The sequence below is a fragment of the Alteromonas macleodii genome, from assembly GCF_903772925.1.
Lineage (GTDB): Bacteria > Pseudomonadota > Gammaproteobacteria > Enterobacterales > Alteromonadaceae > Alteromonas > Alteromonas macleodii_A.
In genome coordinates, this window is the sequence record NZ_LR812090.1 from 2292899 (window position 1) to 2305614 (window position 12716).

General features: G+C 44.4%; 7 protein-coding genes. 6 read left to right on the plus strand and 1 reads right to left on the minus strand.

The features are described 5' to 3' along the window. Nucleotides 1-98: 98 nt before the first annotated feature. Nucleotides 99-1628 (plus strand): fumarate hydratase, encoded by a 1530-nt coding sequence (locus tag PCAR9_RS09880; protein ID WP_179983452.1) that lies wholly within the window; start codon nucleotides 99-101, stop codon nucleotides 1626-1628. A gap of 282 nt (nucleotides 1629-1910) precedes the next feature. Further along, nucleotides 1911-3200 carry a DNA recombination protein RmuC gene (gene rmuC / locus PCAR9_RS09885; RefSeq protein ID WP_179983453.1) on the plus strand — a complete coding sequence of 430 codons (1290 nt, stop codon included), beginning with the start codon at nucleotides 1911-1913 and terminating at the stop codon, nucleotides 3198-3200. A 42-nt stretch (nucleotides 3201-3242) separates the two neighbouring features. Here rmuC and PCAR9_RS20175 read toward each other — a convergent pair whose 3' ends face one another. Further along, complete coding sequence (locus tag PCAR9_RS20175; protein WP_179983454.1) at nucleotides 3243-7208, minus strand: S8 family serine peptidase; 3966 nt, start codon at nucleotides 7206-7208, stop codon at nucleotides 3243-3245. A 516-nt stretch (nucleotides 7209-7724) separates the two neighbouring features. On the opposite strand from PCAR9_RS20175, the gene PCAR9_RS09895 reads away from it, so the two are divergent. From PCAR9_RS09895 to PCAR9_RS09910, 4 genes are all read left to right on the plus strand, one after another. Beyond that, on the plus strand, nucleotides 7725-8912 hold the full coding sequence (locus PCAR9_RS09895) for a thiamine pyrophosphate-dependent dehydrogenase E1 component subunit alpha (protein ID WP_179983455.1): 1188 nt from the start codon (nucleotides 7725-7727) through the stop codon (nucleotides 8910-8912). Continuing rightward, nucleotides 8912-9889 (plus strand): alpha-ketoacid dehydrogenase subunit beta, encoded by a 978-nt coding sequence (locus tag PCAR9_RS09900; RefSeq protein WP_061095031.1) that lies wholly within the window; start codon nucleotides 8912-8914, stop codon nucleotides 9887-9889. The genes PCAR9_RS09895 and PCAR9_RS09900 overlap by 1 nt, the downstream gene beginning before the upstream one ends. 16 nt (nucleotides 9890-9905) lie before the next feature. Beyond that, complete coding sequence (locus PCAR9_RS09905) at nucleotides 9906-11612, plus strand: dihydrolipoyllysine-residue acetyltransferase (RefSeq protein ID WP_179983456.1); 1707 nt, start codon at nucleotides 9906-9908, stop codon at nucleotides 11610-11612. Nucleotides 11613-11756: 144 nt separating this feature from the next. After that, nucleotides 11757-12674 (plus strand): 23S rRNA (adenine(2030)-N(6))-methyltransferase RlmJ, encoded by a 918-nt coding sequence (locus PCAR9_RS09910; protein ID WP_179983457.1) that lies wholly within the window; start codon nucleotides 11757-11759, stop codon nucleotides 12672-12674. The last annotated feature ends 42 nt before the right edge of the window (nucleotides 12675-12716 follow it).

Genomic DNA, 12716 nt, shown 5'->3' on the forward strand with positions numbered 1-12716 from the left:
CAAGCACATGGTTTTGCATGGTGCGATGTCTTTAGATGCGCTAGTATACGCTTTTTTAGCTAGCTAAGACCACGAAAGCCAAATAAAAAGAGGATGTCATGACCGTTATCCGTCAACAAGACTTCATTGACAGCATTGAAGATGCCCTGCAGTTTATTTCTTACTATCACCCACTCGATTATGTAAAGGCCGTTGAAGAGGCGTACAACAAAGAGAAGAGCCGAGCCGCGAAAGATGCAATGGCCCAAATTCTTATCAACTCGCGTATGTCGGCCGAAGGAAAGCGCCCATTGTGTCAAGACACCGGGATTGTAACCTGCTTCGTTAAAGTGGGTATGGGCGTTACATGGGACAAAACTGACATGACCGTTCAAGAAATGGTTGATGAAGGTACACGCCGCGCTTATCTTAATCCTGACAACCCGCTTCGTGCATCTATCGTAGCTGACCCAGCTGGTGCGCGTAAAAACACGAAAGATAACACGCCATCTGTCGTTCACATCGACATGGTTGCGGGTGAAAAGATTGAAGTAATGATCGCAGCAAAAGGTGGCGGTTCAGAGAATAAATCTAAAATGGTTATGCTAAACCCTAGCGATGATATTGCTGATTGGGTTGTTAAAACCTTGCCTACAATGGGAGCGGGCTGGTGTCCTCCTGGTATGCTGGGAATAGGCATTGGCGGTACTGCTGAAAAAGCTGCAGTACTTGCTAAAGAAAGCCTTATGGACCCAGTAGATATTCAAGAGCTTATTGAACGTGGCCCACAAACTACTGACGAAAAACTTCGCTTAGAAATTTTTGACCGCGTTAACAAACTGGGTATTGGCGCACAGGGCTTAGGCGGTTTGACGACCGTTGTTGACGTTAAAATTAAGTCTCTGCCTACTCATGCTGCATCTAAGCCAGTAGCAATGATCCCTAACTGTGCAGCTACACGTCACGCACACTTTTATCTAGATGGGTCAGGTCCAGCAGAACTTACGCCGCCTAAGCTTGAAGATTGGCCAGAAGTAACGTGGGAAGTGAGTGAAAACACCCGCCGCGTGAACCTTGATGAAGTGACCAAAGAAGACATTCAAGAGTGGAAAGTAGGCGAAACGGTATTACTATCAGGTAAAATGCTAACTGGCCGTGATGCCGCACATAAACGCATCCAAACTATGATGGAAAATGGTGAGGGCCTTCCAGAAGGCGTTGACCTAACTAATCGCTTTATCTATTACGTAGGTCCAGTTGACGCTGTAGGTGATGAAGTAGTGGGTCCAGCTGGCCCTACAACAGCTACCCGTATGGATAAGTTCACAGACATGATGCTTGAACAAACAGGCCTTATCGGCATGATTGGTAAAGCAGAGCGTGGCCCAGCAACGGTTGACTCCATTGCAAAACACAAAGCTGTGTATCTTATGGCAGTAGGTGGTGCAGCTTATCTGGTATCGAAAGCGATTAAGAATTCACGCGTTGTGGCATTTGAAGATTTAGGTATGGAAGCAATCTACGAGTTTGACGTAGAAGACATGCCGGTAACCGTTGCTGTAGACAGCACAGGTGCAAATGCACATAAGAATGGCCCAGCTATTTGGAAAGCAAAAATAGAAGAGCTTGACGCTTCACTTTCTAAATAGTGAGTGACGGTGAGGCTTTTGCAAAGCTTTTACAAATAACTTGGCTAACGCGAAAATCATCACGAAGTGAGATTATTTCGCTTACCAAAAAAATGTAAAAGCTTCGATTGATTGAATGAAACGGGCGCGCAGTCGCCCGTTTTTTGTTTTTCATTGAGATTACATGACCTTGGATGAGAAACTAGCTCTCACGTGATTTACCTGTCTTAACCCTATACAAATTGGTATATTTTCATTATTTTGTTTATAGTGCTGTACAAAACAACAGTATGAATGTGCACTATGATTACCAACCTTATCTCAAGCGAACCCGTCGCTTTCTTAATTGCTTTTATTAGTGTTTGTCTATTGGCACTTTATTCTTTCATCCGCAGCCAAAACAACTCGGCGAAGCTTTCTCAATCTTCACAGTATTGTGACAAGTTGCAAAATGAGTTGAGCAGCGAGAGGGTGGCTAACGCAAAACTTCAGGCACAAAACGAGGCCCACCAAGCGAGAATTCAGGCGCTTCATACGGCGCACGAAGACAAGCTAGCGGCTATGAATGCCTCTGAACAACGGTTGCAAACCCAGTTTGAGAATTTAGCAAACCGCATTTTTGAAGAGAAACAACAGCGCTACACCCAACAAACCAAACACAACATTGAGGCTGTGCTAGCTCCGTTTAAGAATGAATTAGATGGCTTTAAACGTCAAATTTCAGAACAACATATACGTGAAGGCCAAGAGCGAGCGTCACTTAAAACGGAAATATTAGGCTTAAAAGCTTTAAATCAAAAAATTACAGAAGAAGCAGCTGCACTCACCAATGCACTAAAAGGTGATAACAAGAAGCAGGGTAACTGGGGTGAAGTCGTTCTTGAACGCATACTTAAGGAATCTGGTTTACGGGAAGGACACGAATTTGAAACTCAAATGTCTGCGACATCTGAACAAGGCAAGCGTTTCCAGCCAGATGTGGTAGTGCATTTACCAAACGATAAAGACGTCATCATAGATTCAAAAGTGAGCCTTGCGGCTTATGAGCGCTATTTCAATTGTGAGGACGAAGCGGAAAAAGCGCAGTTTTTAAGTCAGCACGTAGCTTCAATTAAAGGGCATATTAAAGGCCTTGGCGCAAAAGACTACCAGAATTTAAAAGGTTTAAAGACATTAGACTACGTTTTACTTTTCATCCCTATAGAACCTGCTTTTTTGATCGCTGTAGAAGAAGAGCCCGACTTGGTCACCATGGCGCTTAACCACAATATTATGCTGGTAAGTCCTACAAACTTACTTGTAGCGCTTAGAACCATTAATAATATTTGGCAATACGAGTACCAAAATCAAAATGCGCAGCTTATTGCTGAACAAGCCGCTAAGTTATACGACAAGTTTGTAGGTTTTGTTACTGATATGGAAAAAGTAGGAAAGTCTATGGATACGGCTCACGCAAGCTATGAACAAGCGATGAATAAATTAACTAACGGGCGAGGGAATATTGTCAGACAAATTGAAAAGTTTCGTGAACTTGGGGTTCAGCCTAGTAAACGGATGTCACAGCACCTACAGCAACTTTCAAAAGACGATTAAAAAAGGCCGCGATTGCGGCCTTTTTTACATTTTAAGAAAACGTTATGAACGTTTCATGCGTCTACGTAGGTATACCGCTGGAGCAAGAAGTAATGCAATCCAGCCCATAGAGCCACCAGACTTATCGTTAACTGCGATAGTCACGGTTTCTGTAGTTGTATCGATACCGTCAGTCGCTGTTACTTGTACCGATACACGATTTGATTGCTCGTGGCTTGGTGCAGTACCAGTAAACGACGTAGTTTCAACACCGTCAATAGTGATGGTAACGTCATCGCCGTCTGCGTCGGTTGCTGAAGCAGTTACGGTAAATGATTCGCCTTCATCAACGCTTGATGGTGCAGAAATTGAAAGTACTGGTGCATCTTGAACGCCAGCAACTTCTACAGTTACCGTACCTTCACCAATGATATCGCCTGCTACAACTTCGCCTTCATCATTAGTTGTACCTTCTACTTGAACTGTGTAGGTAAATGAATCTTCACCGAAGAAGTCTGTATTTGGCGTGTAGGTTACCGTACCATCATCGTTAACTGCCACTGTACCGTTTACTGCTTCAGTAGTAACCGTAACAGTTGACGGGTCAAGCGGCTCTTTATCGATAGTAATCGGCGTAAACGTTCGGAAATCACCTGAAAGCGATTCCATAGTAAACGTGTTAATGATTGTGCTATCCATCTCGTTAGCAAGGATGTTAGCCGTTACCGACGCATCTTCATCAACAGTTAGCATATCATCCATGTATTCGCCTGAAGGAAGAACAGTACCTGCGTAACTGATCGCTACTTCATCACCAGCGTTCGCTGTTAATACGAATTCATCACCTTCAACAGGAAGCGTGCCTTGAAGGCCATCTGTCGTAAGTGCAGCGAAGGTAGTACCAACGCTACCAGATGCGTTTTCAGCACCTACAACCGTTGCATATACTGGCGTGTCCATTGGGCCGTAAACAAAGTTGACGTTGCCTGTTTCATACTCAAACCAAAGCTGGAAGTTAAAGCTCGTACCATCTTCACCCCAGATCTGGGCATTTTCCCACTCAACAACAAAGTGACCTGTACCTAAAGGAACTGCCCAAATTCTGCCCGTTCCCGCGCCACCACCTTCTAGGTCAAAGTCTGTCCAGTAGGGCGCAACGACGTTGTTTGGTTCGCTTAGACTTGGAAGTACTTCAGCAAATGGAGTAGTTATGTTACCCGAACTTGTACCTAGCGATACAAATCCATTCGATGAAATCTGCATGGTAGTATATTCACTACCTAAATAAGTAATAGCCTGAGGTAGACTAACTGAAATAGACGTATCATCACACGCATCAGAGCATTGAATAGGCTCTGCCCCTCTTACAAACGCCATAGGTAGATAACGTGGTGCACCTAAACTTTCAAGTAAATCACCAATGGAAGTATCTGCGTTCATTGAGAATGACGCAGTATTCAGTGCACCTTCCCAGTATAACGTGCCAGAATCAGCGTCGAAGCTTACCGGCTCTTGATTGCCGTTTTTGACCGCAGAAATAGTTGACGGGTTGATGTCGTATTTATGGTCAATCTCACCAGAAATGCTGATCATACCAGTGACATCGGTGTTAGTAGCAAATGCTTCAGTAACAACTAGCTCTCCTTCAGCGGCAAGTTGAGTGCTTACATCACTATCAAATAGAGATGGCTCATCGCTGCTGATTGGGTAAACCGCTACAGGAATAAAGTAATCCGTTGTTGTATCGTCTGTATCTGCCCAGTTGATGCCACCGAAAGACCATGAGCCTGTAGAGGCTGTTGTAACGTCTACCGCAACCATAATTTCAGCAGAAGCACCTGCTGGCAGGGTAGCCATTTGTGGTGTAACCGTTGCTACAATAGCAGCGTCGTTAAACATAGCTGTTGCATCAACAGTCACTTCTTCGTCACTGGTATTCGTTACCGTGATAGACATTTCACAGTTCAAGTAGCAGCTACCATCTACCAAGCTTAAATCACTGTATGTAAGCTCAACAGTTGTAGCACGAGGTAGATCTAAACGACCTGCACCCATATCAAAGTTATCTGCTTGTGTAGCAGCATCTTCTTTCAGTACGTCTCGGATAGAAGACGTTACAAGGGCACTCTTAATTTGCTGTGCAGTCCAGTCTGGGTGCATTTGTTTAAGTAGGGCCGCTGCGCCTGCTACGTGTGGTGACGCCATAGACGTACCATTTTTGAACGAGAAAGATTCGCCTTCATGTCCCGGAGCATCTGGTGATTCACCAGAGAAAATACGTGTACCAGGTGCCGCAATATTTGGCTTAAGGAACGTAGGGTCGCCGTTTGGCCCGCGAGAGCTGCTTTCATTCATGATGTCAGCAAGGCTATCTGAGACCACTCGAACAATTTCACTACCAATGGTCACATTTAGCGACTCGTCTGTTTCCACTGCAAGAGTTGCAAGGGCTTGTCCTGGCGTAGCAGGGAGCATTAACGAAGGGATAGTTTGCGCTTCGCTTAGGCCGCCCATTAAGATTGGCGCTTCTCCGCGACCATCTACGTTGTGGATGAGCACGGCTTCGGCGCCTGCTGCTTCTGCGTTTTCAATTTTTGTTACGAAACCACAAGTGCCACGGCTGATAAGTGCAATCGCACCCTCAAACGCGCCAGCGTCGAATGCATCACAACCTTCCACATTTTCCGCATCAACTTCACCAGCATAAACAACCGGTGCAGTAATTGGGCTGTCGAACACGATAGCAGGGTTACCCACTGAATAAAGTGCTGGGATTGAACCAATTGTGGTATCACCCTCGATAGTCACTTCATTTGCAAACAAACGACCCGTTGTCGTGTTTGCTACCGTGATAACGTCTTCCGAACAACCAGGGCAACCAATTGTACCTTCACCAGGACCATCGTTACCTGCTGCAAAAACGGTTACTACGCCAGCATCGTGCATGGCTTCAAGAACATCTTCGTATACAGAGCCATTAGGGTTACCGCCAGCGCCGCCGCCCCAAGAATTATTAACAACATCAGCGCCATCTGTCAGTGCAGCTTCAAGCATTGACAGTAACATTGAAGATGCACCACTTGAAGATGCAGGGTTTGCTGGAGTAGCGTACAGACCTTTATACACCATAAGATATGCAGCTGGTGCAACACCAGAAATCTCTGCTTCAGCACCGTCGCGCTCAGCCATTACGCCGTAGTTACCTACCGCAGTACCAGCAACGTGAGTACCGTGACCGTTAAAACCTAGCGGGCTTTGATATTCTTCTTCAACAACTGCGAAGCCTTCTACGATGTCTGCCGCACGTGCCACAATGAGCTTGTCGTTACAAAAATCAGGAACTTCTGAACAGTAATCATCTGTAGGAAGAGAATCTGGTGCAGTAAAGTTTTCACCACTGAATAGTGGGTTTTCTGGACGGATACCACTATCTATGATAGCAACTTTGACACCCGCACCGGCACTTTCTTTACCGCCGAACTGTTCCCAAGTTTCAACCGCACCGATTAAGTCTAAGCTTGCATCCATTTGTGCGTGGTGAATAACGTCTGGGTATACCGCCTTGACGGTAGATAGGCTCGAAAGCTTATCAAGCGCGCTTTTTGATACAATACCAGCAAAGCCGTTAAAAGCCGCTGTGTAGGACAAGTCAGCTTTAAATGATTTATCAAACGCTTTAATTGATTGGATAACAGATTGCTGTTGAGTTTCAAGGAACGATTTATATTCCTTCGCTGCGTTTGACTCAAAGTTAACTTTTTGACCTTTATGCGCAGACATGCTGCTTACACTCGGGTTCACAGCGCTAAATTGCGCCATAGGAACGTCGTTTAACTGAACGATAACGCGAACACTATCACTACTTGTTTGGATAGCATTTGCAAGAATATTCTTTTTATCGAAAGAAGCCTCAATTGCGTTTTGTTGTTCAACGCTGTGGCCGGAGATTTGATTTGATAGAGCAAACGCGCCAAAAGCAGAACCTGCTAAGGCAGTTGCAACTACCGTACTGATAATTGTTTTTTTCATAATTATTCTCGTGTGAATAGTTCCCTGGGCCTGACGATCTTTATTTGCTTTAAAGGCTTATTGCCCTTCTTAATAGCTATTTGCCGTCATGACACATTTATTGTTAGCACAATTTCGGGGGTTATGTAATGTGTATTTCAGAAATACACAAATTACATATTTTGTTACATTTGGATGTCAGTTAAATTTGAAATAAAACTAGAATAATTAAGCGCTGGAGTGATAGTTCCTCGAATAAAATTGAAATAAAATTACATAAACAACCACGAAAGAACGTCGTATTTAGCTCAATAATACAATTTTATTATGAGGTTCATCCTACGCTGTTTCCATAAATTTTACATGGGCTTTACTTTATTAGGACAATTATCCTTTTAATTTAGACTAATTGAGTATAGTGATTTCATCCATCTGAATTTTTACCTTCGAATAAGTAAGACGCTCCTGCAGTTCCTCATCTAGCATATCCCAAACTATAAAAGTCGCTATTAACCCTCATATTTAAGGGGAACAAACGTGAAAGACAGAAATCATTTGGCCGAAGTAAAAACAACAAATAAGGTCGAAATCATTACAAAAGGGGTTGTCGATATCCCAATGCTTCAAATCTTGTCATCAGAAGGCGAGGTTATCGAAAAAGCGGTAGAGCCTGATCTTGACCAGCATGAAGCATTAAAAATTTTTAACACTATGCATTATATCCGCGTGTTGGACGAACGCATGGTAGGTGCACAACGTCAGGGGCGTATAAGTTTTTATCTTGCTAGTACAGGTGAAGAAGCCGCATCAGTAGCAAGTGCGGCTGCGTTATCAGATGATGACATGATTATGTCCCAATATCGTGAACAGGGCGCGCTGGCCTACCGTGGTTATACGACCGAGCAATTCATGAACCAAATGTTTAGCAACAAGGACGATCCGAACAAAGGTCGTCAAATGCCTATCCATTACGGTGATAAGCCCCTTAACTTCATGACCATATCGTCGCCTTTAGGCACACAAATCCCTCAAGCTTCAGGTTACGCTTACGGACAAAAAATGTCGGGTAAAGACGTGGTAACCATTTGCTACTTTGGTGAAGGTGCAGCTTCAGAGGGCGATTTCCATGCTGGCTTAAATATGGCGGCTGTACTGAATTGCCCAGTAATTTTCTTTTGCCGTAACAATGGTTACGCCATATCAACGCCCGCAGAGGAGCAATTTGCCGGAGATGGTATTGCTTCTCGCGGCTTAGGTTACGGTATTAAAACTATCCGCGTTGACGGTAATGATGTGTTAGCAATTTATGCTGCTACTAAAGAAGCCCGCAGAATCGCCATTGAAGAAAAGTGTCCAGTGCTCATTGAAGCCATGACGTACCGCTTAGCTGCTCACTCAACGTCAGACGACCCAACAGGCTATCGCTCTCGTGAAGAAGAAGACAAATGGCGTGCAAAAGACCCTATCGCCCGTATGGAAAAATGGCTAGAAAGCAAAGGGTGGTTTGACGCAGATGAAAATCAAAAACGTGTTGATAAAGCAAGACAAGATGTATTAGCAGCAATGAAGAGTTGTGAGAAAACAGACGTATGTGCTATCGACGATATAGTAGAAGACGTTTACGACACAGCGCCATGGCACTTAAAAGAACAGCTTAACGAACTAAAAGCCCATATCAAGAAATACCCAAAGATGTACCCTAAAACCGCAGGGAGAGTGAAATAATGGCTAAGATGAACTTACTACAAGCAATTAATAATGCGCTCATCACAGCCATGACCGAAGATGAGAAAGTAATGGTCTTTGGTGAAGACGTGGGTCACTTTGGTGGTGTATTTCGAGCAACGAGCCATCTTCAAGAAAAATTTGGTAAAGCTCGTTGCTTCAACACGCCACTCACTGAGCAAGGCATTATTGGCTTTGCCAATGGTTTAGCCTCGCAAGGCTCGGTTCCTGTTGCAGAAATTCAGTTCGGTGATTACATCTTTCCAGCTTTTGATCAAATAGTGAACGAAACAGCGAAGTGGCGTTATCGCTCAGGTGGACAGTTTGATGTAGGTACATTAACTATTCGCACTCCATACGGCGGTGGGATCGCAGGCGGACATTACCATAGCCAGTCACCTGAAGCGTTCTTTGCACATTGCCCAGGTCTTAAGATTGTTATCCCTCGTGATCCGTACCAAGCAAAAGGTTTATTGCTTGCGTCAATTCGCGATAAAAACCCCGTATTGTTTATGGAGCCTAAGCGACTTTACCGTGCCTCCGTATCAGAAGTACCAGAAGAAGATTACGAGCTACCGCTAGGTAAAGCGGATATTGTGCAGGAAGGTAGTGATATTACGCTGCTAGGTTGGGGTGCACAGATAGAAATCTTGCAAAAAGCTGCAGAAATGGCCCTTGAAGATGGTGTGTCGTGTGAAATTATTGACCTGCGCAGCATTCTTCCGTGGGATGTGGAAACAGTGATGCAATCTGTCATGAAAACAGGTCGACTACTGATTAACCATGAAGCTCCGCTAACCGGTGGTTTTGCAAGTGAAATAGCAGCAAGCATTCAAGAGCGTTGTTTTTTATATCTTGAGGCGCCGATTGCGAGGGTTTGTGGTTTAGATACACCGTATCCATTGGCTCATGAAAAGGAATACATGCCAGATGAAACCAAAACGTACGAAGCTATCAAGCGTACGCTTCACTACTAAGCCGGGAGACAATTAAATGACAATTGAATTTATCTTACCGGACATTGGTGAAGGTATTGTTGAATGTGAGCTTCTTGAATGGTTAGTTTCTGAAGGCGAACAAATTGAAGAAGATCAGCCCGTAGCTGAAGTAATGACCGACAAAGCCACCGTTCAAATTCCAGCTATGCATGCTGGAGTTGTTAACAAGCTGCATTATGCAGTTGGCGATATTGCTAAGGTTCATGAACCACTATTTTCAATGACGCCTGATGATGCGAACGATGCAAGTGCAAATGGCGAAACAAGCACTGCGGCAAATACGCAGAGCGTAGAAGAAAACGTTAGCGCTGAAGGGGCTGAACACACAACTTCCACCCAAGGAGGTTTATCAGCTTCAGGTGATTCCAACGGCAAGCACATTGAAGACTTTATACTGCCAGATATTGGTGAAGGTATCGTTGAGTGTGAAATTGTGAAATGGAATGTGGCCGAGGGCGACGACATAGAAGAAGATCAAGCTGTTGTTGAAGTGATGACCGATAAAGCAGTGGTTGAAATTCCTGCTAAAAATGCGGGAACCGTGCATCGGCTTTACTACGCCCAAGGCGACATCGCTAAAGTGCATAGTGCTTTGTTCGCACTAGAAGTTATCGGCGATTCTGAAGTGACAAACAGCACATCTGACGATTTAGGTGATGCATCTAAAGCGACAAACACGCTTTCCTCAAATGCTTCACCACAAACCTTAGATGAAAACACGCAATCGAAATTTAGTGATGGTGAGTTTGAGCCACCTATTGCTATTGAAGGTAAAGTGCTAGCGAGCCCTGCGGTAAGACGTATTGCTAGAGAAAATAATATCGACCTTTCTTCGATCAAAGGCTCAGGTAAAAAAGGGCGTATTCTTAAGTCTGACGTAATCAATTTACAACAAACAAATGTTGGTGCGTCGGCACAAGATACGTCAGATGCTTCGTCAAACGAGCCCACCACACAAAAAGGCGATAAAAATAGCGTAAATGCTGTGGTCAAAGGCAGCGTTAAGACTGAAAAAGTGCGCGGTATACAGGCCGCCATGGCCAAGCAGATGTCCGCGTCGGTCTACACAATTCCTCACTTCACTGTAAGCGACGAGTTGGTGATGGACAACCTAATGTCTTTACGTAACTTGCTTAAGCCTGAGTTTGAGGCGAGCAATGTTAAACTAAGCTTTATGCCGTTTTTCGTTAAAGCAATGTCGTTGGCACTTACCGAGTTCCCTGTAATTAACAGTCAACTCAATGACGATGCCACTGAGATTAGCTACTATTCTGATCACAATATTGGCTTTGCGGTAGATTCCAAAATTGGGCTTCTTGTGCCTAATATTAAAAGGGTACAAGAACTTTCACTACTGGATATTGCCGTTCAAATGCAAGATATTATCGAGCAAGCAAGGGCAGGGCGCGTAGCCAGCGAGCATTTAAAAGGCGGTACTATTAGTATCTCAAACATTGGTGCTATCGGCGGTATCACTGCTACGCCGGTAATTAACAAGCCGGAAGCCGCTATTGTGGCGTTAGGTAAAACTCAAAAGCTTCCTCGCTTTGACGATGAGGGTAATGTTAGCGCACAACATATCATGGCAGTTAATTGGTCGGGTGATCACCGAATTATTGATGGTGCAACTATGGTGCGCTTCAATAATTTATGGATGAGTTATCTTACCCAGCCGGAAAAGATGCTAATGCACCTTAAATGATCTATTTAGTGCACTTTGATGTGCTGTAGCGAAATAGGAGGGAGGCCAATATTAGCGTATTGGCCTTTTTTGTTTTGTGTACCTCATCGCGGGATGGCGTTATTATAGCTACCTATAAACAAACATAAATTTTACTGAGGTTTTGTGCTTAGTTATCAACACGCCTTTCATGCTGGCAATCACGCCGACGTCATCAAACATCTCTGTTGGATTGGTGTTATCAACGCCTTAAAAAAGAAAGATAAGCCCTTTACGCTTTTTGACACGCATGCCGGTGCTGGCACATACGATTTGACCGACGACCTATCGTCAAAGAACAAAGAGTACGAATCAGGTATTTCCCGTCTTTTTGAGCAAGGTGATGGAGCTGCAGCTCCAGATAACCTGGCTTCAAAAAACAAGAGCACGGAAAATTTGCCAAGCTTACTTAATGACTACCTGTCATTATGTGAACCTTTCTTAGCGCAACAGCAATATCCAGGCTCGCCTGCAATAAGCGCTAAGGCTAAACGCGGCATTGATACTTTACATTTGATGGAGCTTCATCCTGGCGAGTTTCAAAAATTAGAGAAAAACGTGTCGCGGCTTCGAACCGGACATAGCCACACACACAAACGAGATGGCTACGAAGGGCTTCGAGCACTCACGCCGCCAAAGCCTAATCGCGGTGCTATTTTAATTGACCCTCCATACGAGAGAGTGAATGAGTATAGCGACCTTGTTAAAGGCGTTGAACAGGTGTTGAAACGTTGGCAGCAGGCGCAAATTGTCGTGTGGTACCCACTGCTATCAGAAAGAGCGGGAGCTAAAAGCGGCGCAAGTGAAGCAATGTGCAACAAGCTCGCAGAGCTTGGCAGACCCTGCTTTAAAGCTGAGATATGTGTTGCAGAAAATACGTCTGACGCAGGCATGTATGGTTCTGGTGTATTTGTACTAAATCCCCCATGGAAGCTAGATACGAACCTAGAGAGTGCATTAACAAGCGTTGTTGACATGCTAGGTGAAAATGAAACAGGTTTTCACGCCACCGCGCATGTTACTTGGGTAAATAACGATACCTAATTAGCCGTATTGACGGTCAATTAGGGGCTAAATACGGTAGGC